Here is a 26,236-nt window from a genome sequence, read left to right as displayed (position 1 = left end):
AAATGGTGTTCTCTTTTTGTTCTATTTTTATAACAATGATTATTCACGAATGATAAGTTCATATGGCAGAATAATCTGCTCTTGTTTTCTTTCTCGAAACAAGCGAAACGCCTCTTTCCCACACCGATCCAGATGAAATTCAACGGAAGGAAAGTGCAGCATTTGACTGATGAGGAGGTTTTCTTGTCCAATCACGATGGGTGCTGTCCCGTGAGGGTATTGATTTAAGATCATCGCTGCGATCTCGTCCCCATTTGTGATCACCCCATCGATTCCTCGTTCCTTAAAAAAGGCGGCTGCGGGAATTCCATCTTGTGCTTTGATGCAATCCCAATAAATATCTGCTTCAGAAAAATTAGGAAACAGCTCCTTGGCTTTTGCGATGGTGTTGACTGAATTGCAGCTGAGGCGTTTGCTGCGCCCTAACGTCAACCCCAAGCGTTTTACGCCTTGTTCCTTCAAATAATTGATACTGGCTGTCACAGAGCCGACCAAATCGATCGCAACGAAAGGAACGGCAGTACCGGTCGAATTTTCACAAAAAACAATCGGTCCTTTTTCCATGTAGGGATAAAACGTCTCGATATGATTTGCCCGAGTGATGACGATCAAGCCATCAAATCCCTTTGCAGCGAATTCTTCTAGATACTCTAATTCCAATTTCCGATCAAAATTGGTCGGCAATAACGTCACTTTGTATTTTTGGGCAAAGGCTTCTTCCATAATGCCATTTAAGATCCCATCAAAGAAGGCGTGATTGACAAACGGTACGATGACTCCAATATTATAGGTTTTCCCCGAGCTAAGTTTTTGGGCGATTTTATTCGGTTTGTAATCCAGCTCTTCCATCACCGCCAAAATCGCTGCTCGCTTTTGCTCATCAACATAAGGATGGCCATTGATCACACGAGAAACTGTCGTGATCGAAAAACCAGTAATTTTCGCTATATCGCGAATCGTTGCCATTTCTTTCATTCCTATCTGATTGTTTTGCTAGTGACCTAAGTTTACCATAGAAAATTAGTTGTACCACTTTCGACAAATTTTCTGAAAAGGTCCCTTGGTTGATTGTAAGGTATGAAACGAGTTTCATAGCAAGAGACAAACTCCTTTTAAATAAAAATTTATTTAAAAACAAAAACTGACTGCCTAGCACGCTATAAGAGCTGCTTAAGCAATCAGTTTTTCCTACCATTTACTGAATCATTTCTTTTGACAAGCTTTTACGTTTCTTCGTATATCTTCGCATCAGCAGCTCGATGCCCTTATCCGCAAAGCGTTGCATGTAGGCGGAAAAATTCAACAAGGCAATCAAGAGAATGAGGTTGAGATAGCTAGTATTGCCTAGGTTAAAGAGGTCGCGACCGACGATCAAAGCAGCAAAGTACAAGATCTGAGTGCTGAAAAAAATCATCGTTCGATAGCTGTTGATCGCTGGATAGACTTTTTTCTGGATCAAGCGATAGTTCCAAGCAGTAAAAATAATGCTCATGATCGATAGAGCTTTACTGCTGCTGTTGAACCAATAGCCAAAGTTGATGATCAGCAAAGTTCCTACCGTAATCGACAAGGCTGTTGGAAAAGCATTTTTGAAAATCGTCGTCATAAAGTCCCCTTTGATCCGATTGAAGTCTGGTTCAAAGTTTAAAAAGAAGGTCGGAATGCCGACAAAGCAGGCATTGATGATCGTTAATTGGATCGGCTCAAAAGGATACGTCGTTCCTGATAGCAACGTCCCCATAGTGATCATGATGGAGAATAAGACTTGCACTAGTACCAATGAACCAGAGCGAGTAATGTTATTGATCACTCGGCGACCTTCATCCATGACTGATGGCAAAGCATCAAATTGATTTTCCAAAAGCACCAGATTTGACACTTGACGCGCAGCATCAACACCAGAAGCCATCGCGATGGAGCAGTCGGCTTCTTTTAGTGCCAAAACATCGTTGACGCCATCGCCAGTCATCGCGACAGTATGCCCTTGTTCTTTCAAGTAGAGCACCATTTCTTTCTTTTGCTGAGGCGTCACTCGACCAAAAATCTGATAGTTGCTGACAGCTTCTTTTAATTCGGTCGCTGTTAATTTTGACACATCGATAAAATCAGCTGCCCCTGGTAGATTGACTTTTTTCGCGATTTGACTGACTGTCACTGGATCATCGCCAGAGATGATCTTGCATTGGATTGCCTGTGAACGAAAATACTCCAAGGTTTCTTTGGCATCTTCCCGAATCGTGTCTGACAGCAAATAAAAGCCCAGCGGTTCAATATCTGTCGGCAGTCCTGCCTCCTCATAGCCTTGCGTACTGTGAGCCAAAACGATCACTCGGTAGCCTTCTTCTGCCAGCTGCCTTTCCTGTTTTAAGACAGCTTCATGGTTGGTTCCTAGTAAAATCGACGCAGCTCCGATGAAATAAGTGCCTTGCCCTTCAAACGTGACACAACTGAATTTGCGGTCAGATGAAAAGGGAACGACTTGCTGCATCTGGTACGTCGTTTTTTTGGGGAAAAAGGTTCGCAGCGCCATTGCCGTTGGGTTCTGATCGGGTAGCTGCGCCATTAAGTTACCGGTGATTTCTGCCAGCGGTGTGTCCGATTGAAAGGAAATCGTCTTTTCCACCGTCATCTTGCCTTCGGTGATCGTACCGGTTTTATCTAAGCAAAGCACATCGACCCGTGCTAAGGCATCAATACAGTTCAATTCCTGCACCATCACTTTTTTGCGCGCCAGATAGACAGCACTGATGGTCAATGTGACACTCGTTAATAAAAACAAACCTTCGGGGAACATCCCCACAGCTGCCGCCACCGTCCGTAAGATGGCGGTGTTAAAAGTTGCATGAGAGAAATAGAACTGCTTGACGAACAAGAGAGTACATAGCGGCACCAAAATCAGACTGATCCAACGAATGATTTTGTTTAAACTGCCTTGGATCAAGTATTTTTGTCGTTTGATAGTTTTGGCTTCTTTGTTGATTTTTGCGATATAGTTGTCAGCGCCTACGTGGATCACTTGGCATAACGCTTCGCCAGCAGTGATAAAACTACCAGAAAACAACTCGTCTGCCGGCTGTTTGTGGATCGTATCCATTTCACCAGTCAGCAAGGATTCATTGACTTCTAAAGACCCTTGAATGACTTTGGCATCCGTCGGCACTTGGTCCCCGCTTTTCAGTCGTAACACATCATCCATTACGAGTTTGTGGATCGGCAAATTCTCCAGCTTGCCATCTCGATAGACATCCGCTTTTGCCACTTTTAGCAGTGCCAGCTTATCCAGGGTTCGTTTAGAACGAACTTCTTGAAAGAGATTGATAATCACATTGCTGAAGACAACAAAGACGAACAACCCGTTTTGATAAGAACCCGTCAAACAGACGAGAAAGAATAGGACACAGTTGATCAAATTGAAAAAGGTAAAGATATTGGTAAAAAGGATTTTCGGGTACGTATTCGTCGTATCCTTTTTTGTCTTATTGACTTGACCGCGCTGCACCCGCGCCTTGACTTCTCCTGACGTCAAGCCAATGGTTTGGTTGTTTTTGATGATCCTCACCCTTTCTATTCTTAGTCATTTACTTTTATTTTGCTGAATATTCAGCAAACTTGCATCGGACTTGGGAATGGTTTTGCGTTTTTTATAAAACAGATTGGCGGCGATTGCGTAAGATACGCCATCGACTGCCGGCTTTTTTTCGTAAAAAAACAAGTGCTGTCTAAAATATAGCATACCCTTTTACGAATTGGCGTTTCATTTTTGTCACCTTCGCGTCACTTTAGGAATTAAAATAACAGTTTATTCCTTAACCTGAACTGACTAGACAATAAGCTATCATAGGCTTTCCAGGTGGTTTCTTGCGATGACACAAAACAAAAAAACAGCTGATCTTCACAGAACAACTGTTTAACAATTCTTTAAGTTAGCTTTTTCTAGCAGCTATTAGCAGCATCATTGGTCGGCGCATTTCGTCTTTCATTCCCGGTACTTCCAGTAATTCTTCTGGTGGTTGTGGCTCGATCACCTTTTCTAAAATAAAGCCGTTTTGCAATAAGGTCATTAAATAGGTTGTCAGAGTACGATGGTATTTCGTCACTGTTTCACCTAAAAATCGCGCTTGCCGCTTGCCTTCATAATAGTAATGATCGACTGGAAAATGCTGGATTTCCCCCTGCCTATCATACTGCCAATCTTGCGATCCTTCCGCCGTATAAACCGGATGCTCCACCGAAAATACCAGCACACCACCAGGTTTCAGCCAGACCGATATACTTTTGATCAATGTTTCGAACGTTGCCACATAGTGAAACGCCAATGAACTTAAAACAACGTCTATTGAGGCTGGAGGAAGTGTCACTTCTTCCATTGCGACACATTGATACGTTATTTTCGGATCAGGGTGCCTTTTCTTGGCCTCCTCGAGCATCCGTTGAGAAATGTCAGTTCCTAGTACTGCTGCCGCTCCATGGTCTACAGCATATTGGCAATGCCATCCATACCCGCAGCCTAAATCAAGTACCTGCTTTTTTTCGAAATCAGGCAACATTTTTTCTAGCGTCTGCCATTCCCCAGCTCCTTGCAGGCCTTTTTGCGAACGAGTCATTTCACTGTATTTCGTAAAAAACGTTTGGTCATCATATTTGTTTTCTTTCATCATTTATTCCTCCCATGTAAATCATTTTTTGCTGGTCTTGATCTACATGGGCTTAGGCAATTTTTTGGGAAATAATGCCACCACACATCTGCTTTTTCCTCCTTGCTCTGATTAACGCCATCATAGCACGATTTTCAGTCTCTCACAATTGATAGCAAGCCGCTGGCGCTTCTTTGCCATTGTTTCTCAATGAACCGTTTTTTTATGTACAGCAAAAAATCACACTATAAAAAGGGTGTGATTTTCCTGTTCGATTCATTCATTTCTCTGTTGATCAATACAGTGCTTCTTTTTTCCATTTTCGGATTTTCGTTCTGAAATTGGTAAACGGCGCTACTGTATTGATATGGATCCATTTATAGACTGGCCACTGTGCTTTGGTGGTTGCCCAATCCCGTTGCCCTGCTTCAAACAATTCCTGATCGGATAAGCCTTCGATCCACTGGCAAAGGGCCGTCACTTTTTGGTCTAAGAGCTCTTGCTGCTGTGCTAAGGTCAAACTGCCGTATGTCTGATAAAAAGATTGATACAATCCGCCAAGGTTGTTCCATTTGTACCCTTCAGCAGGTGTGTGAACGCTCATCCCTTGCTGTTCCTGTGCTTCCCATGACAATAACAAACTGACCCAGCCGATTTGGTAAGACAAGTTTTCTGAAGGGGTCTTGTCGACACTTGCTATCCGTTGATTTCGCAAGGCTTCAGGAATTTCATCAAATTCTTGGCGAAATTTTTGGTAACGTTCTGTAATCTCTTGGATCAGCGCTGCTTTGCTTTCATATTGTCTCATTGTTTGTCCTCCTATTCAGGAAAATAGCTGCTCTTTGTCGCTTTCAACAATGGCGATAAAAATCGTTACTTCGCCGTCTGGCGCATATTGTTCAAAATCAAAGGAATACTTGCGCTGCAGCTGCTGGTTTTCTTCCTCAGACCAGATTTGACGCCAAGTGGTCAAAATGCCCTGCGCATCGCGCCGATCGATCGGATACTTTTTCCAAGTATATTTTTCTGTATCAAAGTCTGCTTGCTCCGTTTCTTCGAAACAAAGCGAAACGGCATAGTCTCCTTGATAGTTTGACTCATACTCGTGGTAAACGCAAGCGATGACCGTTCCTTTTTCTGCGGCTTTCTTGACCGCCTCGCTGTTTTTCTCCCATAAGCCAGTGATTTTTGCTTGAATCGCTGGATCAGTAAAATTATTGGTTCTTTCCGTTGCCATTATCGAAAATTTCATTGGAGTTCCTCCTTCTTTGTCTTTATGATACGATAGAAACCTAGACACCTTGTGTCAGTGTTTTATCATCTTTTTATAAAAGGAGTAAACCAAGTGAGCACGACACGCCTATTCGGCCTTATCTACCACCTGTTGAATCATGAAAAAGCAACCACTTCTGAATTAGCCAAACAATTTGAAGTCTCGACTCGCACCATCACCAGAGATATCAATACCCTAAGCAGTATTGGCGTGCCCATCTATACCGAAACGGGTCGAAATGGCGGCGTTTATTTGTTAAGCAGTTTTGTGTTGGATAAAGTGTTATTATCAGAGGAAGAACGGAAAAACCTGCTTTTGGCGTTGAAAGGGATTCGCCAGCTGACGCCACAGATCAGTGGGCAATCGCTGGCAAAACTGCAATCCTTGTTTAAACAGCCCGATGCTGATTGGCTAGAAGTGGATTTTTCCACTTGGCATCGGCGAGAAAACGGCAACGACACGTTTGATTTATTAAAAAAGAGTATTTTAACAAACCACGTGATCACCTTTGACTATATCAGTAAACAGGGACTGCAAAAACGCATCTGCCAGCCTTATAAATTGCTTTTTCGCTCGCAAGCATGGTATCTGCAAGCCTTCGACCAGCAAAAGAATGCCTTTCGGACATTTAAAATCAGCCGCATGAGTCAGGTCCACGTCACTGACCAGCATTTTTTTCCGGTCACTGCGCCTGATTCTGCCATTGAATTGACTGTTACCACCTATCCTGCTCGTCTATTCTTTCAAGCCGACGTTCTTTATCGGGTATATGATGAGTTCGATCATCAGGATATTACTTTGACGGAGGAAGGCACTGCTGTGGTAACCGTTGATTTACCCGAGGAAAGCTGGGTGGTGCCCTATTTGTTATCCTTTGGGAAAAGCCTACGCATTTTAAGTCCCCCTCGATTAAAGAATCGTTACCAAGAAGAAGTTGCTGCGATTTATGCCAACTTGTCTGAGAACGAGGGTGCGAACTGATTTTTTAAGAAAAGGATCCCTAGTTGAAAGGAGTGTTTGATTTGAAAGAAGTGATCGTAGACTATGGCGGGGTTTCGCTAGCCCGCCTTTGCCAGCAGTTGGAAGAACAGCAGATTCACTTAAACGCGTATGCCAACCAGCTCTTGCGCCATCCCCACCTCTCCCTTAGTGCCGATAAACAGCGTACTACTTGTGTGATTGTTTCCCTTAAAGAACTGGGACTCACACAAGGTGGGGCTTTGACGGAGATTTTTGCAGCTGCACCTTCTTATGGACTGACCGATTGTACCTTGGAAATGGCCTTACACTTTCGCCTCAGTTATCATCAACTGGCAAATAGCACCGGACTGAAATCCCAAGGAAAAGCGCCAGCTGCCGCAATCACGATCGCTTCTATGCCTTTGGAGAAAACCGACGATTTCCCCAAAGGATTCTACATTCGCCGCATCAATGGTTGTGACTGGTTGCGAGGCTATACTTGCGATGGACTCTACCAGTTTGCACAGGATGACCTGTTTTTGTTTAAACGACGAGACCCGTTGTCAGAGACCTTCAACTGAAGGGGAAACAAATAGTTACCAATCAAACGTCCCCATTTCCCCTTACTGCAATCATTCTGCAAGATAGGGAGAATCCAAAAGGACAAAAGGAGAAACAGATGAACTTAATCCCAATGAAAGACAGCGACTATGCTGCTTACTTAACCAATGCTGTTTTAGAATACGCCAATGACAAAGTCCAAGCAGGCACATGGGCCAAAGACGAGGCTCTCACCCTAGCCAAAGAGAGTTTTGCTTCTTTGCTTCCTCAAGGACCTGCTACCGAGAACAATCACTTGTTTTCCTTATTACCAGCTGATTTTAGTGAACCGATCGGAGTGATTTGGGTCAACACAGCTGCCCAGAAAGCCTTCATCTATGACTTTATTATCGAGGAAGACCAGCGAGGAAAAGGCTATGGTTCCAAAGCCTTACAGGCTTTGGAAAAGTGGGCGGTCCAGCAAGGCATCACTGAGATCGGCTTGCACGTTTTTGCTCATAATCAATCTGCGTATCAGCTATACAAAAAAATGGGCTATCTGGAAACAGATATTACGATGGTTCGACGTTTCGCTGAATGAGTGGTGTTGAATAGGCCCGATCATTAGAACAAAAAAATTGATTGATCAGTGCCGGAGCCAAACAAAAAGAAACGACAGAAAATCGTCGTTTCTTTTTTCTATTTACAGAAAACCACTCTTTCAGATAGGGAATGGTTTTTTCAGTAGCATCGCCATTGTCGAGCCTTCTTCGCTATAAGGACTGCCTTTGACATCACCGAATATCTCACAAATATCAAAACCGGCAACCCTAGCTTCTTTTATCAATGCATCTTTTGTAAAATAGGTCGTCCATAAATAATAATTTATGACCTCATCTTCTGCTAAAATCGTTGTTTGCTCCAGCAAGACGTGATCAGGATATTTCCATCGTTGATTCAGCACAAGATGGGGCTCCCCCCGCCAAAACCCTTCTGATTCGTGACTTTCCCAGGTCTGCTCTTCATTAAGCGTTAAAAACTGTGCAATCGTAAATACATCGAACAAAAATTTGCCACCCGGTTTTAGATGCGCCAGCACATTTTTTAGCAGTAGTTTGCGTTCCTCTGGGTTTAAGGCACCATAGTCGCAATAAATCAAGGTAATAAAATCAAATTGCTGAGGTAACGCCATCTCCAAATAATTATCAAATAGATAGGTAATATTTAATTGCCGCTTACTCGCGGAATCTCTCGCATAGGCGATGGACCGTCTGGAGTAATCAACGCCTGTCACTTCATAGCCCAGCGCTGCAAATTTTTCCGCATAGATCCCTGGCCCACAACCGATATCAAGAAGTTGCGTCTGTTTTTCTGGCGGCACAAGGCGACTGATCCATCGAACGGATTCGTCGATAAAGTCAACCTTTCTACTCGCTCCCTCAAAATCAGGATCCAAATGAGCCTTTAACATTTGCTTGGAAATATACGCATCGTCCCAAAACGCCTCTGCCATTTTTTTATAGAGCGGTGGCCGCTCGATTGCTTTTCTCAATTTTTGGTACATCTTCTTTTCCCCTTTCAAAATAATTGAAAAACAAAAAAGACCGCAGATTTCACTCTGCGGTCAACCTTCAAACGATGAAGATCAAAAAGCGAAGAGTAAAATAAAATCAATGATAGGCACTTCAAATAAAACTGCATGCAGTCAATTTTTTGCCTATGAAATTGATTTTATTTACTCTTTTCCAGTCCTACCCCTGTTAACGAAGGAATAACAGCAGATAGGCCGGAGCCATCACCTTTTTCTCTTGTTTTTCTGCCTTTAGTTTAGAAGGCGCTAGTCGATTTGTCAATGGGAATCGCCTGCTTTCCTTCGATAAAAGAAGTTCTTACTGCAATTCACACCTTGCCTAACAAAAAAACTGCATCAAACTACGTCTCTGCTTACTGTCGCCTGCTGATTTTTTCAACAGGAAGCTGGATCTCAGTCAGCCCTTCCTCTTCACTTTCTTTATTCCAAATGCCATCAATATAGCTTTCACGAAAAGGCACTTTGATTCGATAGCCGTTGTTTTCAACAAACTGGATAACTGCAGCATAGGCTCCATTATGGACCGTACAAACTGCTTCTAGTACTTCTTCTATCTGGCCTGAAGGTCAAATCACTATCTTGGGATGTATAAGAAACAGCCCCTCCTCACTTTATCTCCACCAATCCTATTGGTCAAAAATAGTACGACCAGCGGTATTCCACTACCAAAAAGGTCAGTTGATCAATTGTTTTGCGTCCATTGATTTCTTTTGACAGCCCAGCAACCTCAATCATTTTCCATAGCAATCGCCCCTTTCTACTAACGCATACTGTCTCCTCTTGAGGGAGAGTCAATAGTAAGGTCGCTTTTTTTCATGACGAACAAACTCATGCTCATTGGTTAGCCAAACGCGGCTTTTTCTTTTTTGTACCTATTCGCAACAACATTTAAATCACAATTAACTATTTTTAATTCCTGACCTTGTTTTTTTCTTCTATCTCCACTATATTTGTGGGTAACCCTATTTATTTCTATGTAGAGAGGATGTCTCCCTTGAATTATCCCTTATTAAATGAACAAATGCCTCAAACCATCATTCGTGTTTGGCGGTTGCGAAGGATTACGTCACTGATTATTTTCAGCCTGCTTTTCGCTGCTTCTTTCTGGTTTCTAGCCACGCAAAACTGGCTGCATTTCTGGGTGATCACCCTTTGGTCAAGCTTATTGGCGCTGACTTTGATCAGCCATCTGCTTTCTTTTGTGCTGATGAGCTACCGTTACAAATTCCATCGCTACGAGATCCAAGAAAATGATATCGCCATTCAACACGGCTATCTATTCCGCAGCACCACGTATATTCCGATCCGCCGAATCCAGCATATCGAAACAGACCAAGGGATCTTTTTGCGAAAATACTCCTTAGTCTCCTTGCAGATCCATACGGCTGCCACCAACCACACCATTGAAGGCCTACCAGTGGCGCAAGCCGAACGCTTGCGAGAAACCATTATGACTTTAGTCGAGGTGGTCAAAGATGATCTATGAAAAACAACGACTGCCGTTGCTGTGCATTGGCCTTTACTGGTTTAAAAATTGCAAAAATTTTCTGGTACTAGCGTTTCTGCTTGTATTCAAATTATTCAACGACGCCCCTTCTTTTCCGATGATTCTGGGCGGTATTCTGCTATTTTTACTGGTCTGTCTGATTTTTGCGGTACTGTCTTACACCCGCTTTACCTTTCGAATCGACCAAACGAGTGTACTAGTCAACAAAGGACTCTTTATCCAAAAGCAAACGATTTTGCCGTTTGAACGCATCCAAACGATTCAAGAGAATCATTACTTTTATTTACGTCCGTTTAAACTAGCTGAAGTGAAGTTGGAAAGCGCCGCAAGTTCGAATGGCGAAGCCGAAATTCTTTTCCCTGCATTGCCGCTGGCTCTCATTGCCTCCATCAAAGCGTCAAAAAAAGCGGCTGCGACACCACAACAGCCGACTACCCAAGCAGTTAGTGGAGAAGAAACAACCCACGATTACGCTACTATTTTTTCGGGTGAGGAAACAGCAAATCCGCCGTTAGAAACATTCACTTTGAAATTCAAGGAGATTTTCTTGTTTTCTATCACTGATTTTTCTGTTTTTACCTTGGTTCTAGTTATCGGCTACAACGTGATCGACAACATTCCCAATCTCTTTGCCTATGCATCGGAATTGCAACAACTCGGCCTTTTATTAGGTGCTGCGCTTTTGCTGGGGCTGCTGATTTTGTTTTTCTTCCTTGCGATCGCTAGAAATCTTTTCCGTTATTATGGTTTTACGGTGGAAACGAACCAGCAACAGCTGCTGATCACGCAAGGCTTGTTTTCTAAACGACACCAAACGATTCCCCTCGCTAGGATCCAAGGGCTAAGTGTCGAACAAAATCTTTATCGCCGAATCTTTCATCTAAGCTCCGTCAAGTTACTGCTGGCTGCTGGCAGTTCTTCAGAAAGCGATGATACGGTCTATCTGTTCCCCATTTTGAAAGAGGCGCAGCTGACCGAAACATTGGCCCGCTTTTTACCTGAATGGTCGTTTCAACAAACCGCTCTAGTGAAAAATCCGCGACCCAACTTTTGGTACTTTTGCCGTTGGCCGCTGCTGATCGGACTGCTTGCTGTAGGAATCTCCGCCTTCTTTTTCTGGTGGTTAGCGCTGATTTTCTTCGTGTTCTTTGGCTCCTTCGTGTTATCAAGTATTTGGCGGGGCAAAATACAAGGCTATCAATTTTTAGACAATCACGTCTTGTTGTGCCAAACGATTCGCGGTCTTACGAAGGTGACCGCTTATCTGAAGAAAAATAAAATCCAAGATTTCACCGTCACCACCACGTATTGGCAGCACAAAAAAGGGCTTGGCAAGTCACAGCTGACCATCAAAACCGAAGATACTCTCACCGAAAGTAAGCTATTCTACTTTCCATTAACCGAAGCAGAAAAGTTACGGCGCTGGTTTTTGTCTTAGTTCACACAAAAAAAGCGTCAAACAGCATGACTGACGCGCTGTTTGACGCTTTTTTTACAAGATCCGAAAGGAATGAAAAGGAAGCATCAACCATTGATTCGTTGATGCTTCCTTTTTCTATCCCTTGACCTTCCCCTCGACGATTTGCTGCTTGATTGAAGCAGCATCTAAGCCATATTCTTTTTGCAGGAAGTCGGGTGTGCCGACTTGGCCAAATCGTTCATTGACACCAATGCGCTTTAAAGGGACAGTACTGCCAGTTTCAGCAAGCACTTCGGCGACGGCACTCCCTAGTCCACCGGTGATAGAATGATTTTCGATGGTGATGACTTGCCGTTTCCCCTGAACTTCACGGATGATCATTTCTTTATCGATCGGTTTGATGGTAAACATATCGATCACTTCACAGCTGATTCCTACTTCTGCTAATTCTTCTGCCACTTGCAGTGTTTCAGAAACCAATTGGCCGCAGGCAATCAACAACAGTTCATCGCCTGGTCTTAAAACATTGCCTTTTCCTAGTTCAAAGGTCGAGCCTTTTTCATAAATCGTAGGAACCGCTTTCCGATTGCCTCGTACGTAATGAATGCCTGATAATTGGCTAAAAGTTTTTATGATCCACGCCATTTGGACTTCATCCGCTGCATCGCAGACGATCGACTGGGGAATCATTCGCATCAAAGCCACATCTTCCCATGTCGTATGGGTGCCGCCGTTGTGCCCGACTGCAAACCCTGGATCAGAACCGTAAACATTGATCGTATTGCCGCCATAGCCGCCAGAAATAAACAACTGATCGAATACCCGACGCGTCGCAAATGGCCCAAAGGTGTGGATAAAAGGTGTATAGCCAGTTAAACTCAAGCCAGCCGCAACGCCAACCATATTGGCTTCCGCGATCCCCATGTTGACAAAGCGTTGGGGATGTTTGTTGGCAATCGTTGTCCAGCCACTGGCAGAGCCAAGGTCGGCATCCAACGCAACTAGCTGGTTATTTTCATCCATGAGTTCCACCAATGTGTCAACGACACATGTTCGCAGCTCTTTACCAGCAGCAGTGGTTTTGCTTAATGTAAACATGCCTTAGCGTCCTCCTTCGATTTTTATCGTCAATTCTTTGATTGCCGCTTCTGCCGCTTGATTGATTTCATCCGTGGTAAACTTCACGGAGTGATTGGCATCTAATTCTTCAAAGAAAGGAATGCCTTGTCCTTTCACGCTGTCCAAGACAATGCAAACCGCTTGGTCTTCGATCGCTTTGCAGCGCTCGATTGCCTCATCAATGGCTTGCATGTCTGCTCCTGGAACTTTTTCTGTATAAAAGCCAAAAGCAGTCATCTTCTGCTGAATGTCAAAGGGATCAAGAATGTCTTTGGTTGGCCCATCTAGCTGTTTTTTATTGTCATCAATAATGACGATACAGTGATTCAGTTTGAAGTGGGCAATGTATTGGAAGGCTTCCCAGCACTGTCCTTCATTTAGTTCGCCATCCCCGACGATCAAATAAACAAAATTGTCCTTGCCTGCCAAGCGCAGACCCGTCGCGATCCCAGCAGCCATGGAAGTCCCCTGCCCCAGTGAACCTGTGGTGGCATCAACCCCTGGCGTTTTCCAGCGATCCGGATGGGAAGGCAGTCTCGTGCCGCCCTCATTGATCGTCCATAACCACGACCGATCAAAATAGCCCGTATTTGCTAATGCACTATACAGTGCGGCGCCAGCATGCCCTTTTGATAAAACGAGTCGATCACGATCCGCCCACTGTGGATCTTGTGGATTGATCCGCAGCTGTTTGCCGTACAAAACGGCCAATAGTTCAACAATTGAAAAGGAACCGCCCAGATGGCCTTGCCCCATTTTCTTGATGCTGCAAAGGGTATCTAAACGAATCTTTGCCGCTAAACTTTCGAGTTCGTGGTATTCTTGTTCACTGATTGCCACTATTTATCCCTCCATCCTCTATTTATTCAGAAACAGATTTTGCTCGGCTGTTTTTCTTTAAAATCGTCAATCCGATCAAGACCGCGACTACCGCAATTATCCCTGAGAAGATGGCGATTTGACCGCCCATATTGGCTAAGTTTCCTAGGAAGATCCCTGCAACTCCATAGTCGGTATCAGAGAAAGTTGAGCCTTGGAACCCAAGATCCCCCATGACTGGCATCAACAAGATCGGCATGAAGCTGATAATGATCCCATGAATAAAGGAACCAATGACGGCGCCTCGCACACCACCCGTTGCATTGCCGTAAACACCGGCCGTTGCGCCACAGAAGAAATGGGGCACGACACCTGGAATAATAACGGTTGTTCCTGTGAAGACCATGATGATCAAACTAACGATCCCACCGACAAAACTGGTTAGAAAACCAATCAGAACAGCATTTGGCGCATAAGGAAAGACGATCGGGCAATCCAATGCAGGAATCGCATTAGGAACAAGCTTTTCGGAAATTCCTTTAAAGGCTGGTACAATCTCTGCCAAAATCAGACGGACACCAGCTAAAATCACAAAGACACCAGCGGCAAACGAACCGGCTTGCTGCAACGAATAAATGATCGAGTTCGTGCCATTGCTAAGATTTTCTGTAATAAATTCACTCCCAGCAAAAATTGCTACGATCACGTATACAACAGCCATCGTAATCGTGATACTAACAATAGAGTCCCGCAAGAAAGACAGGCCTTTCGGAAAATTGATGTCTTCGGTAGATTTTTCCTTATTGCCGACGTATTTCCCAATCAACCCGCTCAATGCGTAGCCGAAGTTCCCCGTATGCCCCAATGCGACGGAATCATTTTTAGTAATTTCTCGAGTAAACGGTTGTGCGATCGCTGGGAAAATCGTGTTACAGATCCCTAACGCTAAGCCGCCAAATAAAACTAGATTAAAAGTATTCATTCCAGTAACGCTCAAAATCACCGCAATCATGCAAGCCATATACAATGTGGCATGTCCAGTCAAATAAATGTATTTGAAGCGAGTGATACGGGCAATCAAAATATTGAAGGCCATGCCGGCTAACATAATAAGTGCGGTATAGGTGCCGTAAGTCGTCAAAGCCAGCGCAACGATCGCTTCGTTATTAGGAACGACCCCTTGCATGTTAAAGGCTGCTTGGAACATCTCCCCAAATGGCGCCAGAGAGCTTTCGATCACCCCAGCCCCGGCAGTGACCACGAGAAACCCAACAAATGTTTTGATGCCCCCTTTGACGATCGTGGCAATGTCTTTTTTCTGCAGCATATTCCCCAAAACAGCGATCAGCGCAACTAAGATCGCTGGGGTACTCGCGATATCAACAAGAATATCTAAAAATTCGTTCATGACTGTCTACTCCTTTTTATAGTAATCCTTTTTCCTGACAAACGGCTTGAACCTTTTGCTTCAATTCATCGAGATCGATAATACTGTCTAACACCACGATCTCACCTAGATGCTGCGCACTATCGGCTAAATCGCCGCCAACGAAGAAAACATCCGCCATATCGGGTGCGGCACTTCCTAAATCATAATGGGACACTTCCACACCTGAGACACCCAATTCATTTAAAACAGAATTGATATTCATCTCCACCATAAAACTTGATCCTAATCCTGACCCACACACTGCTGCAAATTTCATTTTTCATCTTCTCCTTCTCTGATCACTTCAATTATTTGATCCGCATTGGTTGCGGAAAGTAACGCAGTTAGTTTTTCACTATTCGACAAAATTTTGGTTAAACTCGCTAGCGCTTTTAGATGGAGCTCATTGTCAACCGCCGCCAAACATATAAACACGTGAATAGGGTGTTGCGGATCATTATTCAAAAGCACTGGTTCTTTGACTCTTAATAACGACATCCCGATCGCATTGACCCCATCTTCTGGGCGCGCATGGGGCAAAGCGATGCCTTTTCCAATATGGATAAAAGGACCGTGATCCACCACTTTATTGATCATGGCGGTTATATACTGTTCCTCAATTTTATTGGTCTTTTTTAATGGCGCAGCAGCTTCTCGAATGGCTTCCTGCCAAGTCAGCGGCACCTCGGTAAATTGGATGGTTTCTGCTGTTAATAAATCTGATAACATCGGACGTTGGTCTTCCCTTCTATTCAATTCTCGATTGATTTTTCTTTGCAAAATTTTTCTCAGCTTTTGCTTACTGATGCCTGCTTTTAAATCAACATAGGGCAAAATCACTTCTAAAACATCGTCAATAGAATGCAAGCCAGTTTTTGAAGGAAAGAATGCCGCTTGTACGTTTCTAACCAGTTCATCCTTCTCAATGGGCGTCATAATCGGATTGATCACATAACAGGGTCGTTTGGTTTTGATCGGGGCACTAGAAAAAATCAGATCAATCTCTTCATTGAAGCGAACATTTTCATACTCTTCGATCGAACGAGCCGGCATAAAATGGATCTGGGGAAACAGTTCCTTTAATTCTGATTCCAAAATCAAGGATGAACTGATGCCACTTGGGCAGACGACTAATGCATTCAATTGGAAGTAATCGCGTTTGGCCTTTTGTTTACTGATTTCTCCACCAAACAAAATCGTAAAATAACCGATTTCTTCATCAGGGATCGTACCGACTAGGTCTTCTAAGGAACCCAGTGCTCGTCTCGTCAGTTCAAACAACTCATTGTATTGCAGCTTGATTTCTTCAATCAGTACATTCTCCAGTGGAAAACCGTAGCGGATTCGAAAATACGCCGGGACAAGATGATAGAATGTGTTCATCAAAAGGGTGCGATAGTCCACAAACTCGATAGCTGCCAGCCGTTCCATTTCATGAATGATCTTACTGGCACATTCCAATAAAAACTCTAATGAAGTATCTTCGATATCTCCTTGCAGAATCGTTTTCAACAGGATCGTTACATAAAGTTCTTCTGTTTTCCGATCTTTGATGGCAGGAAATTCTGCTAAAAACTGCTGACTAACTTGATGGACATGCAGCGAGTGTAGCAGCGATGTTTCTGTCTCCGCTAAAGAAACAGACGTTTCTACCATCCGAAAGGATAAATAATTAAGAAAATAAAGCATTTCTTCGAAGCGGCTCGGTACGATCACTAGATTGAAGGCAGTCAATGTTGCGGACAAACGATCTCTTATTTGAATATATATCGTTTTATTCTGCTCATAGATTCCCTCAAATAAAAGCAAATTCCCATTTTTCGTATTGGATAACGCACTGACTTTTCGAAAAGCAAGAGCGCGAATCTGATATTCCTCTCCCTCTAGATAAAAGCCATATTTTCGAGAGTACAATAGTTGAATCTTGAAAGCTGCAAGTTCCTCTCTGATCCCCTTTACATCCTTCAAAATCGTATTTTTACTGACATAGAACAGCTCTTGAAACTGGTAGACGGATAAGTCTTTCACTGCTGAAAAAGTCAGAAGATAAATCATGGACCGCCGCTCTTCTTCCGAAAAAAACAAGGTGTTCTTCTGGACATCGAAAAGAATTTCCGGCCATTTTCGTTGAATCAGCGAAGGAATCAAAACTTCTCCCTCATGCATCGTGATTCGTTGATTCAACCGCTGTTCAGTGATTTGATTGATCTTGGCAATCTCCGCCAGAAATTCCTCATCCCTCCACTTCGTCAACTGAAGAAACGCCTCAATATTTGGTTCTGAAAACAGATACGTCAATTTGAAATGAATCATATTTGCTACCCCCACCTAAACTATAGCTTGCACAAAATGAAATCGCCATCATTTCTCGGTACAACTGAAACTCCGTTTTTTTAAAACGATGGACCGAAGAAGAGATTTCAAGGATTACCATAACATCCAATAAAGTATTCGAGAAGGTTTTATTGATAAAAGCAAATGATAAAAAATACAACATTAAAAAAAGCGAATCATTTACTGATTCGCTTAGATAATGATGCTATTTGTTGTTTTATTATTGAAACTATCAGAATCATGAAGGACAATCGTCTTTTTTCCAATATACTTTTTTAAAGTTATTTTCTAATACCTAAAAATACTTATCTTAATGAATGATGGAAAATAGGCTTCTCTATCTACTCACTTATACTCACAGGAATCGTTGTTTCCGTTTCTTGCACCTCTGCGGTTTCATTTTTCACTTGCTGCTTTTCCAATATTTTGAAAAATGGCATATAAATAAAATATGAAATGAAAATCGATACAAAAGACCAAACGGCTGCTCCAATACTACCATTAGTAGCTAAATAAGGACCAATAATAGGAGGAATAGTCCATGGAACTTGAATAACAATCGGTCCTACTATACCAATATTCATTAAGATATACGTACCGATACATAGGACCATAGGCGTTGCTATAAACGGAATAAGCATTACAGGATTCATCACAATAGGCAAACCAAAAATAACCGGTTCATTGATACAAAAAATAGCTGACGGCAAAGATAATCGTCCAATCGACTTATACATCTTACTTCTGGAGTGGAGCATATTTAACACTAGACCGAGTGTTGCTCCAGTTCCGCCTAAACACATAAAGACAATCCAAAATCCATCGGCAAAAACATGAGGTACTTCTGCACCACTTTGAAAAGCTGCCGTATTATCAGCAAGATAACTTAGGAAAACAGGGGTCGCAATTCCAGACAAAACATTGTCTCCGTGGATTCCACATATCCATAGCAAACAAACGAGAAGTGTGTATAACAGCATGCCTGGGAGTGTTCCCATCCCTTGCATTAAAGGTTGGAAAACAATAGTAATGATTTCATTGATATCAACTCCTAATAAAGTTCTGACGATCCATATAACGGTCAGAATAAATGCCCCTGGGATTAACGTTGCAAAAGAGGTTGCTACAGTGGGCGGCACACCCTCTGGCATTTTTATTACAATATTGTGAGTGACAAACCATTTAAAAGCATGAGTAACAAAGACCCCAACAATGATCGCGGTAAACATACCACTAGCACCAAAATTAGCCAAATTTATCGTCCAGTCATCGTTTAATGTTGCTAGAAGAAAGCCGATAGTTGTGAGCATCGAATTAGAAATAGCATCAACACCAAACTCTTTTCCTAAATGATAGCCTATACCAATGGCAGATATCAATCCAAGGATTCCGAACGTAACATTGACTGGTGCATTCAACTGCGGCCCCCAATTTGACACAAAATCCATCCATGACTGTATTGGAAAGTTACCAATGATTAGGAAGATACTTCCAACAATAGTAAAAGGAATCGTCATGGAAATCCCATTTCTTATAGCAACTAAGTGTTTACTATTGCCTATTTTCAGCAATATAGGCAATACCTTGTTCTCAATGACCTGCATCTTTTTTCCTCCTTTTAGTTCACGACTTCCTTATCAACCACCAATACAGGATCTTTGTGCAACCATAGAGAAGTAACTGGACACTCTTTTGTAATCGTACCGCATAGAAATTGTTGTATCGCAGATTTCTTTTTTGCTCCACTAGCTTGTACGATCATTGTTCCAGATTGTAATAATTGTCCTATACCTAACGTAATTCCTTTCGTACGATCAACTTTCTCATCTGAAAAATATTTTTTCCCAACACTTTGGGTTGATTCGTCTAAGTTCACTATATGAGCTTTATCTTCGAAGGACGAACCAGGCTCATTAAAACCTAAGTGCCCATTTACTCCAACCCCAAGCAAACTCAGTGTTAATCCTCCATTCTCCTCGATAAATTTATCAGCTTTTTTGCATTCCTCATTTAAATCATCGGCTAAAGGATCAAATGTGTGAAGTTGCTTTAGGTCAATAGGAACCCGATTGAATAAGTTTCTTTTTAAATAGGATAGACAACTGCCTTCATTTTTCGGATCGATTCCAACCCATTCATCTAGTTCAATAAACTTTGCCTGGGATAAATCTATTTCTTTGTTGATTGCTGCTTCTGCAATGATGTTAAGCGTTCCTACGGGTGTATCACCACCTGCAAAGCAATATAACCCATTTGGCTTTTCTTTTAAGACATCTAAAATGAGTTTTGCACAGATCTTACTGACTTCTTGGTAATTTGCCTCAACATAGTATTTTACTTTCATTGTCATTCTCCTTTAAAAAAATTCGGCAGATATTCTTTGTGTGCTAAAAGCATTTCATCAAGTAGTTGCTTTGCTGTCCTATCACTTGTAACTAAGGGATTGATCGTCATCGCCAATAAAGCAGTGTTATAGTCTCCCGTAACAGCTGCTTGGGCCGCTATACGTTCAAAAGACTTAATTTGTTGAACTAGTCCTTTGATAGGAATAGGTAATTCACCTGTAGTCAAAGGGATCGGTCCTTGTTTTGTAATCAAACAATTTACTTCAACCGCTGAATCACAATCGATATCACTGATGGCACCATTATTTCTTGTATTGACCGTTTGAATATCACGTTTGTCATTATAGATGGAATTAATTAAATTACATGCTGCTTCACTATAATAAGCGCCCCCACGTTCTGACAATTGAGGTGGTTTGATTGCTAGATGTTCATCTTTATAAAGTTCAAACAACTCATGTTCGATTTTCTGCACAACTTCTGCACGAGTTCCTTCTTTCTCTGCTGATCGTTTTTGCTCAGACAACATAGTAGCTGTTTGATAGTAATACCTTAAATAGCCGATGGGAATCATGCCAAGTGTTCGGAAAAAATTTGGTTCCCATTCTAAATCAGCAATGTTTTTCAGACCAACTGCATCGCCAGTATCTTGCGTCATCAATGTAAGTACTTTTTGGGTCACATCAATCCCTTTATGATAAATCTTTTTCGCAAAAACCATATGATTTAGCCCAGTAAATTCAACATATAATTCTTCTTTGGGTACTTTTAATGTTTCTGCAATGCCACGTTCTATTCCAATTGGTCCATTACACAAACCTACTACTCTACGCATATTGCTATGGCGTAAGACAGCTTCTGTCACCATGCCAGCTGGATTAGTGAAGTTGATCAGCCATGCTTCTGGGCAAAGGCGCTCCATGTCTTTCACTATTTCTAAGATAACAGGAATCGTGCGTAATCCTTTAAAAAGCCCTCCTGGACCATTCGTTTCTTGTCCAATCGTGTCATATGTTAAAGGAATTCTCTCGTCTTTCGCTCGCGCTTCCAAAAGACCTACACGAAATTGCGTCGTAACGAAGTCCGCATCCTTTAATGCCGCTTCACGATCAAGAGTCATATAAATTTTCATTGGAAGGTTCGCTTTTTTTACCATACGTTTAGCAAGTTCCCCAACTATTTCTAATTTCTCTCTTCCTTGTTCAATATCCACAAGCCATAATTCTGAAATCGGTAATTCAGCATATCGTTTAATAAATCCTTCTATCAATTCTGGTGTATAACTTGATCCACCGCCAATTGTTGCAATTTTTATTCCTTTATTCATCCTGAAACACTCCTTTAACTTAACTACATGGTCAGTATAGATTATTTTTATCCCCTTAAATACCGCTTTTAAGTAAACGGTTACAAAAACAGACGATTGACACCGGTTACAATTTGTAACAGGAGGGGATTACTATGTTGTTTCTTGACTATCAACCAGACTTAAATGAAACGGATATTGAGGTATATAAAGCAATTATTTCAGAGGTAAATGCAGTTGCTTCCATGAGTATTCGAGAATTAGCTGAGAAAAGTCATACGAGTACTGCCAGCGTATTACGCTTTTGTAAAAAATTTCGCTGTACCGGTTTTTCTGAATTTAAAATTTACCTTAGTGCGTATCTCGAATCTCTTAAAGAAGAAAAAGAGGTAAAAACACTTGATTTTGAGAGTGAACTCTTGAATTTTTTAGCACGAACACAAGACAAATTCTTTGAAGATAAATTTGATGAGGCAGTTCACTTATTGATGGAAAAAGAGCTGATTATTTTTATTGGCGTAGGCTCCTCAAATGTTGTTGCTGAATATGGTTCTCTTTATTTCTCGTCACTATTTAACATGGCGATTCGCATTGAAGATCCTAGTAATTATCCTATTAATTACCTATCCACTGAGTTAGCAAAAAAAATGTGTATCGTCGCTTTATCCGTTTCCGGCGAGACCACAGAAATCATTCAATATTTAAATCATTTGATTCTATCAGAAAGCTCAGTAATAGGAATTACCAGTAGCTCTAATTCAACACTTTCTAAATTAGCTGATATTTCAATAACCTATAATATTTCGCTAGAAAAAATTAATGAAGCTGATATTACAACCCAGATACCGGCAATGTATATTATTGAAAAGTTAGCCAAAACCGTGAGAAATAGAATGGAAACTCAATAGATTTGTATAAAAAAATTCTTGCTAATAAATTCTTCAGGTAATTCTTTCCGTCTAAACACAAGTTCACCGACCGATATTTCCACAAAAAAAGAGACTCACATACATCTATGTGGTCTCTTTTTGTTATATAGATTTGTTCAGTTTATTTGTTTCACTTACCTTTGGTTTGAGACGACTTCAAAAAATCTTGTGAAGTTTCCTCTTCTCAATCATTTGCCTCTTCATTTCCTATTGTTGAGGTAACTTTTTCATCGATACGTAAAAATGGTAAGTAGATAAAAACACTCACAGCAATGATCGCAATTTGTAAGACTGATGCTCGCCAATCGCCACCAGTTGCTAAAAATCCAGATATGACGGGAGGAGTGGTCCAAGGTATCTGCACGACTACATGATTGATCAAACCAACAGCTGTCGCAAAATATGCAACTGTTAGGGAAAAAATCGGCGCCAATACAAATGGAATAATCAAACTAATATTGAAAACAATTGGTAAACCAAAAATGATTGGTTCACTGATATTAAAAAGTGCTGGAGTTACGGATAATTTTGCAAAGTCTTTGTAATCTTTACGACGACTAAAGATAAAAATAGCAATTAGCAAAGCAATAGTATTTCCTGATCCTCCCATAACAGCAAACGTATCTTTAAATGCCATGTTTATGATATGTGGAATATCTTCTCTATTCGCATAAGCAGCCATATTCTCTTGCATATTTTGAATCAAGAACGGATCGAGAAGTGAACCTGATATCACTGCTTGATGAATTCCAAACCCAAAAAAGAGATTTGCAATTGAGGTAATTAAGAGGAACCCTGGTAAACCTGTCGTTACCCTACTTAAAGGCCCAGTGATTAGAGTAGTAATCAACGAATTAACATCCATATTGAATAATTGATTGACAGCAAATGAACCAATTGCGAAGGTAGTCACAGTAATCATGATTGGAATAAGGACGTTAAAAGACTTCAACACAGCTGGAGGGATATTTCCTGACAATTGAATTTGTAACTTTTTATTATTAGATAACTTAATAAAGAGTTCCGTAGCAGCTAAGCCCACAAAAATTCCAACGAACATTCCTGATGCACCAGTATGAGTGACAGGAATAACCCCACCTACTTCCAGCGCTTCTTGACTTCCTTCTGGTGTAAACATCGTCATCATAGGGGTGAGAACAATAAACGTTGAAATAGCGACTAGAACAGCAGCAATATGATTTGTATAATTTCTGCTAACACACATATGATAAGAAACTGCCGCAACAACTAATAGTGTCGTTATACTTAGCGTTCCATTACTGATGGAAGTCCCGATCTCTTGAATCGTCGTTAATGTTGCTGGATCAATAATATTTCCCATAAATCCTGTTGGCTCTAAAATAACATAGTTGATCAATGTAACAAATCCCGCCAACATCATAAAAGGCATAAAAGTGGCGAAAGCATCCCTTAGTGTTCGAAGATGAATCTGGTTCCCTAACCTTGTGGCTATTATTCCGAACTTTTCAAAAATAGCATCTTTTTTACTCATAATTCCAATCAGTCTCCTTCTTTAGTTGTAAGCGATTGCTTATGGGATGATCATACACCAGCTCTTCTAAAAAGTAAATATCTTTATTTAAAATTATATATCTTTTTTTGAAAGTCAAAAAAAGACCAACGAAATTCGTTAGTCTTCACTTCTCAACAAAAACTGCTTCAAAAATAAAATCTTTGTATAAATGTCTCGAAAGAGAATATTCAAACGGTATACCAGAAGACAATGACACCACTTTGTCTACCTCTATCATAAACTCGCCTGGTTTTACAGAAAGAATTTCCGCATCGAAATCATTTGCCACATCCCCTTTGATCCAAATATGGGAAGATTTAATCTCTAGACCAAGCTCATTTGTAATGTAGCCATATACAGAACGTTTCAAATGCTTTGGTTCTAACCCCGGTATAACAGAAAGTGGCATAAACGTTTGCTCAATAGAATAAGGCTGTTCATCAATAAAACGACTTCTAATAATATTATAGACATACTCTTTTTGATTTATTTCTAAAATTTCTGCCACTTCATTCGATGGCAACTCAATTGAGAACGTATGGATTTCAGAAGTCACATGTTCTTCCCCTACTAAATCAAAAAGACCTTCATTTGGTCCAAACACTTTCGAATTATCAATTGGTCTGCGTAGAACTTCCGTTCCAAATCCACTACGTGTTCGTAAAACTCCCTCTGATACTAGCATATCAATACCTTTCTTCACAGTGAGCTTACTTGTTTGATACTCATGCGCAAGTTCATCGCCCGTAGGTAATTTTTCACCGATTTGATAGGTTCCATTGGCAATTTTTTTCTTTACCTCCGTATAAACCTCCATATATTTTGGCTGTTTCTTCATAACTTACTCCCTCATACTCATCTCTATTACTTATACTTTAACATAAAAATTGTCTTTTTACAGCTAAAACCATACCCACCATAAAAAGATATATATTTTTAATAAAAAGTATTTATTTATATCAAAAGCAATGTTACACTGTTAAAAACGAACAGGAGGAAACGATAATGTCAATACATACTCAGTTAACATTTCCAGATGACTTTTGGTGGGGATCCGCTTGGTCAGCAGAACAATCTGAAGGGCGTGGAGAAACAGGAAAAGCAGAGACCGTATGGGATCGGTGGTTTCACGAAGAACCTCATCGTTTTTATAAACGAATTGGACCTAGTATTACGACAGACCATATCCATCGTTACCACGAAGATATTCAATTGATGAAACAAACCGGGCACAATTCATTTCGGGTGTCTATCTCATGGGCACGAATGTTTCCAAATGATGGGGTTGGTAAAGCGAACGAGAAAGCGATAGCCTATTATCGAGATCTTTTTACCGAAATGAAAAATAATAATATCAAAGTTTTTGCGAATCTCTATCATTTTGACATGCCAGCAAAATTACAAGATAAAGGGGGATGGGAATCACGTGAAGTTGTTGAAGCTTATGTAAATTTTGCTGATACCTGTTTTCTAGCGTTTGGCGACTTAGTTTATCATTGGTTCACCTTTAACGAACCTTTGGGGCCAATCTTGGGCTCTTATTTAGAAGATTTTCACTATCCAAATCTCATTGATTTTAAACGTGGTGCTCAAGCAGCGTTCTTTACCATATTAGCCCATGCAAAAGCCATTCAAACTTTTAAAAAATACCAGCTATCTAGCAAAATCGGAGTAATTCTCAATTTGAGTCCGACTTTCCCAAGAAGCCAAAATTCAGCAGATAAAAAAGCAGCAGAAATTGCGGATCTTTTTTATACTCGTAGTTTCTTAGATCCCATGGTCAAAGGAGTATTTCCAGAAAAACTAGTCTCTTTGCTGGAGGAATATGACCAATTACCCGTTGATTTCAATGACACAGACCTAAAAATTATTGAAGAGAATACCGCGCAGATACTTGGTCTAAACTACTATGAACCACGCCGTGTCAAAGCAAGAACTTCTGCCGTTAATTTAGAAAGTCCATTCTTACCAGAATGGTTCTTTGAACCGCATATTATGCCTGGTCGTCGAATGAATGAATATCGTGGATGGGAAATCTATGAAAAAGGAATTTATGATTTATGTATGGACATCAAAAATAACTATGGAAATATTGAATCCTTTATCTCAGAAAACGGTATGGGTGTTGCTAATGAAGAACGGTTCATGGATGAAAATGGACAGGTGATTGATGACTATCGCATTGAATTTATCCAAGATCATCTCGCCTATTTATGGAAAGCAATTCAAGATGGCTGTAATATAAAAGGGTATCATCTATGGACATTCATTGATTGTTGGTCATGGATCAATGCATATAAAAACCGCTACGGCTTAGTTTCTTTAGATTTAGCCACACAGAAACGTACAATAAAGAAAAGTGGCTTGTTTTACAAGGAACTAAGTAAGCAAAACGGTTTTTCCTACGATCTCGAGCGATTGGTAGATCAGCATTCACGAATATGATCGATAGTGATCTGTATAGAAGAAACCTGTTGCCACAACTCCTCTCTAGCA

Annotated in this window: 23 protein-coding genes; 7 read left to right on the top strand and 16 right to left on the bottom strand. The window is 41.2% G+C overall.

Annotated elements, in window-relative coordinates:
- Positions 1-39 precede the first annotated feature (39 nt).
- From IGI84_RS02890 to IGI84_RS02870, 5 genes are all read right to left on the bottom strand, one after another.
- Complete coding sequence (locus IGI84_RS02890) at positions 40-966, bottom strand: LacI family DNA-binding transcriptional regulator (protein WP_200126231.1); 927 nt, start codon at positions 964-966, stop codon at positions 40-42.
- Positions 967-1,195: 229 nt separating this feature from the next.
- Positions 1,196-3,559, bottom strand: coding sequence for an HAD-IC family P-type ATPase (locus IGI84_RS02885; RefSeq protein WP_430600720.1), 2,364 nt, complete (start codon positions 3,557-3,559; stop codon positions 1,196-1,198).
- A 364-nt stretch (positions 3,560-3,923) separates the two neighbouring features.
- The gene (locus IGI84_RS02880) at positions 3,924-4,655 is read right to left on the bottom strand and encodes a class I SAM-dependent methyltransferase (RefSeq protein WP_288308460.1); all 732 of its coding nucleotides are present in this window, start codon (positions 4,653-4,655) and stop codon (positions 3,924-3,926) included.
- A gap of 274 nt (positions 4,656-4,929) precedes the next feature.
- Positions 4,930-5,442 (bottom strand): ClbS/DfsB family four-helix bundle protein, encoded by a 513-nt coding sequence (locus tag IGI84_RS02875; RefSeq protein ID WP_430600719.1) that lies wholly within the window; start codon positions 5,440-5,442, stop codon positions 4,930-4,932.
- Positions 5,443-5,457: 15 nt separating this feature from the next.
- The gene (locus IGI84_RS02870) at positions 5,458-5,886 is read right to left on the bottom strand and encodes an effector binding domain-containing protein (protein ID WP_430600718.1); all 429 of its coding nucleotides are present in this window, start codon (positions 5,884-5,886) and stop codon (positions 5,458-5,460) included.
- A gap of 93 nt (positions 5,887-5,979) precedes the next feature.
- Here IGI84_RS02870 and IGI84_RS02865 point away from each other — a divergent pair, with 93 nt between their 5' ends.
- From IGI84_RS02865 to IGI84_RS02855, 3 genes are all read left to right on the top strand, one after another.
- Positions 5,980-6,888, top strand: a complete 909-nt coding sequence (locus IGI84_RS02865; RefSeq protein ID WP_430600716.1) for a helix-turn-helix transcriptional regulator — start codon at positions 5,980-5,982, stop codon at positions 6,886-6,888.
- A 50-nt stretch (positions 6,889-6,938) separates the two neighbouring features.
- Positions 6,939-7,448 carry a helicase gene (locus tag IGI84_RS02860; protein WP_430600952.1) on the top strand — a complete coding sequence of 170 codons (510 nt, stop codon included), beginning with the start codon at positions 6,939-6,941 and terminating at the stop codon, positions 7,446-7,448.
- A 98-nt stretch (positions 7,449-7,546) separates the two neighbouring features.
- Positions 7,547-8,008: a GNAT family N-acetyltransferase gene (locus IGI84_RS02855; RefSeq protein WP_081119013.1), complete on the top strand. Its 462-nt coding sequence runs from the start codon at positions 7,547-7,549 to the stop codon at positions 8,006-8,008.
- Positions 8,009-8,128: 120 nt separating this feature from the next.
- Here the strand turns inward: IGI84_RS02855 and IGI84_RS02850 are convergent, their stop codons facing one another.
- On the bottom strand, positions 8,129-8,971 hold the full coding sequence (locus IGI84_RS02850; protein ID WP_430600715.1) for a class I SAM-dependent methyltransferase: 843 nt from the start codon (positions 8,969-8,971) through the stop codon (positions 8,129-8,131).
- 1,021 nt (positions 8,972-9,992) lie between these two features.
- On the opposite strand from IGI84_RS02850, the gene IGI84_RS02845 reads away from it, so the two are divergent.
- Both IGI84_RS02845 and IGI84_RS02840 read left to right on the top strand, forming a co-directional pair.
- Positions 9,993-10,484: a PH domain-containing protein gene (locus tag IGI84_RS02845; protein ID WP_430600714.1), complete on the top strand. Its 492-nt coding sequence runs from the start codon at positions 9,993-9,995 to the stop codon at positions 10,482-10,484.
- Positions 10,474-11,943, top strand: a complete 1,470-nt coding sequence (locus IGI84_RS02840) for a PH domain-containing protein (RefSeq protein WP_430600713.1) — start codon at positions 10,474-10,476, stop codon at positions 11,941-11,943. Before IGI84_RS02845 ends, IGI84_RS02840 begins: the two co-directional genes overlap by 11 nt.
- A gap of 117 nt (positions 11,944-12,060) precedes the next feature.
- Here the strand turns inward: IGI84_RS02840 and IGI84_RS02835 are convergent, their stop codons facing one another.
- From IGI84_RS02835 to IGI84_RS02800, 8 genes are all read right to left on the bottom strand, one after another.
- Positions 12,061-13,023: a transketolase family protein gene (locus IGI84_RS02835; RefSeq protein WP_142973924.1), complete on the bottom strand. Its 963-nt coding sequence runs from the start codon at positions 13,021-13,023 to the stop codon at positions 12,061-12,063.
- Between the two features lie 3 nt (positions 13,024-13,026).
- Complete coding sequence (locus tag IGI84_RS02830) at positions 13,027-13,884, bottom strand: transketolase (protein ID WP_420682089.1); 858 nt, start codon at positions 13,882-13,884, stop codon at positions 13,027-13,029.
- 22 nt (positions 13,885-13,906) lie between these two features.
- The gene (locus IGI84_RS02825) at positions 13,907-15,271 is read right to left on the bottom strand and encodes a PTS ascorbate transporter subunit IIC (protein ID WP_430600712.1); all 1,365 of its coding nucleotides are present in this window, start codon (positions 15,269-15,271) and stop codon (positions 13,907-13,909) included.
- A 16-nt stretch (positions 15,272-15,287) separates the two neighbouring features.
- A complete protein-coding gene (locus IGI84_RS02820; protein WP_005227537.1) occupies positions 15,288-15,569 on the bottom strand; it encodes a PTS sugar transporter subunit IIB in 282 nt (93 codons plus the stop codon).
- Complete coding sequence (locus IGI84_RS02815) at positions 15,566-17,605, bottom strand: BglG family transcription antiterminator (RefSeq protein WP_430600711.1); 2,040 nt, start codon at positions 17,603-17,605, stop codon at positions 15,566-15,568. Before IGI84_RS02815 ends, IGI84_RS02820 begins: the two co-directional genes overlap by 4 nt.
- A 362-nt stretch (positions 17,606-17,967) precedes the next feature.
- Positions 17,968-19,230, bottom strand: a complete 1,263-nt coding sequence (locus tag IGI84_RS02810; protein WP_142424087.1) for a PTS sugar transporter subunit IIC — start codon at positions 19,228-19,230, stop codon at positions 17,968-17,970.
- A 14-nt stretch (positions 19,231-19,244) separates the two neighbouring features.
- A complete protein-coding gene (locus tag IGI84_RS02805) occupies positions 19,245-19,970 on the bottom strand; it encodes a glucosamine-6-phosphate deaminase (RefSeq protein ID WP_139960420.1) in 726 nt (241 codons plus the stop codon).
- 2 nt (positions 19,971-19,972) lie between these two features.
- Positions 19,973-21,298: a 6-phospho-beta-glucosidase gene (locus tag IGI84_RS02800; protein WP_244351225.1), complete on the bottom strand. Its 1,326-nt coding sequence runs from the start codon at positions 21,296-21,298 to the stop codon at positions 19,973-19,975.
- Between the two features lie 134 nt (positions 21,299-21,432).
- Here IGI84_RS02800 and IGI84_RS02795 point away from each other — a divergent pair, with 134 nt between their 5' ends.
- Complete coding sequence (locus IGI84_RS02795) at positions 21,433-22,185, top strand: MurR/RpiR family transcriptional regulator (protein ID WP_430600709.1); 753 nt, start codon at positions 21,433-21,435, stop codon at positions 22,183-22,185.
- Between the two features lie 205 nt (positions 22,186-22,390).
- On the opposite strand, the gene IGI84_RS02790 is transcribed toward IGI84_RS02795, so the two are convergent.
- Positions 22,391-23,719 carry a PTS sugar transporter subunit IIC gene (locus IGI84_RS02790; protein WP_005227522.1) on the bottom strand — a complete coding sequence of 443 codons (1,329 nt, stop codon included), beginning with the start codon at positions 23,717-23,719 and terminating at the stop codon, positions 22,391-22,393.
- Between the two features lie 145 nt (positions 23,720-23,864).
- On the bottom strand, positions 23,865-24,578 hold the full coding sequence (locus IGI84_RS02785) for a GntR family transcriptional regulator (protein ID WP_016611336.1): 714 nt from the start codon (positions 24,576-24,578) through the stop codon (positions 23,865-23,867).
- A 167-nt stretch (positions 24,579-24,745) separates the two neighbouring features.
- On the opposite strand from IGI84_RS02785, the gene IGI84_RS02780 reads away from it, so the two are divergent.
- Positions 24,746-26,185, top strand: coding sequence for a glycoside hydrolase family 1 protein (locus IGI84_RS02780; protein ID WP_200126130.1), 1,440 nt, complete (start codon positions 24,746-24,748; stop codon positions 26,183-26,185).
- Positions 26,186-26,236: the final 51 nt, after the last annotated feature.

The sequence above is a fragment of the Enterococcus sp. DIV0008 genome (genome assembly GCF_050542615.1).
Lineage (GTDB): Bacteria > Bacillota > Bacilli > Lactobacillales > Enterococcaceae > Enterococcus_D > Enterococcus_D innesii.
The sequence above is the reverse complement of the archived record's forward strand: the minus strand, read 5'-3'. Positions and strand labels throughout refer to the sequence as shown.

What these genes read in the sequence shown, in the direction of transcription:
- IGI84_RS02890 (WP_200126231.1), bottom strand. Translation starts at nt 966, where the DNA reads ATGGCAACGATTCGCGATATAGCGAAAATTACTGGTTTTTCGATCACG.
- IGI84_RS02880 (WP_288308460.1), bottom strand. Translation starts at nt 4,655, where the DNA reads ATGAAAGAAAACAAATATGATGACCAAACGTTTTTTACGAAATACAGT.
- IGI84_RS02875 (WP_430600719.1), bottom strand. Translation starts at nt 5,442, where the DNA reads ATGAGACAATATGAAAGCAAAGCAGCGCTGATCCAAGAGATTACAGAA.
- IGI84_RS02870 (WP_430600718.1), bottom strand. Translation starts at nt 5,886, where the DNA reads ATGAAATTTTCGATAATGGCAACGGAAAGAACCAATAATTTTACTGAT.
- IGI84_RS02855 (WP_081119013.1), top strand. Translation starts at nt 7,547, where the DNA reads ATGAACTTAATCCCAATGAAAGACAGCGACTATGCTGCTTACTTAACC.
- IGI84_RS02850 (WP_430600715.1), bottom strand. Translation starts at nt 8,971, where the DNA reads ATGTACCAAAAATTGAGAAAAGCAATCGAGCGGCCACCGCTCTATAAA.
- IGI84_RS02840 (WP_430600713.1), top strand. Translation starts at nt 10,474, where the DNA reads ATGATCTATGAAAAACAACGACTGCCGTTGCTGTGCATTGGCCTTTAC.
- IGI84_RS02835 (WP_142973924.1), bottom strand. Translation starts at nt 13,023, where the DNA reads ATGTTTACATTAAGCAAAACCACTGCTGCTGGTAAAGAGCTGCGAACA.
- IGI84_RS02825 (WP_430600712.1), bottom strand. Translation starts at nt 15,271, where the DNA reads ATGAACGAATTTTTAGATATTCTTGTTGATATCGCGAGTACCCCAGCG.
- IGI84_RS02820 (WP_005227537.1), bottom strand. Translation starts at nt 15,569, where the DNA reads ATGAAATTTGCAGCAGTGTGTGGGTCAGGATTAGGATCAAGTTTTATG.
- IGI84_RS02815 (WP_430600711.1), bottom strand. Translation starts at nt 17,605, where the DNA reads ATGATTCATTTCAAATTGACGTATCTGTTTTCAGAACCAAATATTGAG.
- IGI84_RS02810 (WP_142424087.1), bottom strand. Translation starts at nt 19,230, where the DNA reads ATGCAGGTCATTGAGAACAAGGTATTGCCTATATTGCTGAAAATAGGC.
- IGI84_RS02805 (WP_139960420.1), bottom strand. Translation starts at nt 19,970, where the DNA reads ATGAAAGTAAAATACTATGTTGAGGCAAATTACCAAGAAGTCAGTAAG.
- IGI84_RS02800 (WP_244351225.1), bottom strand. Translation starts at nt 21,298, where the DNA reads ATGAATAAAGGAATAAAAATTGCAACAATTGGCGGTGGATCAAGTTAT.
- IGI84_RS02795 (WP_430600709.1), top strand. Translation starts at nt 21,433, where the DNA reads ATGTTGTTTCTTGACTATCAACCAGACTTAAATGAAACGGATATTGAG.
- IGI84_RS02790 (WP_005227522.1), bottom strand. Translation starts at nt 23,719, where the DNA reads ATGAGTAAAAAAGATGCTATTTTTGAAAAGTTCGGAATAATAGCCACA.
- IGI84_RS02785 (WP_016611336.1), bottom strand. Translation starts at nt 24,578, where the DNA reads ATGAAGAAACAGCCAAAATATATGGAGGTTTATACGGAGGTAAAGAAA.
- IGI84_RS02780 (WP_200126130.1), top strand. Translation starts at nt 24,746, where the DNA reads ATGTCAATACATACTCAGTTAACATTTCCAGATGACTTTTGGTGGGGA.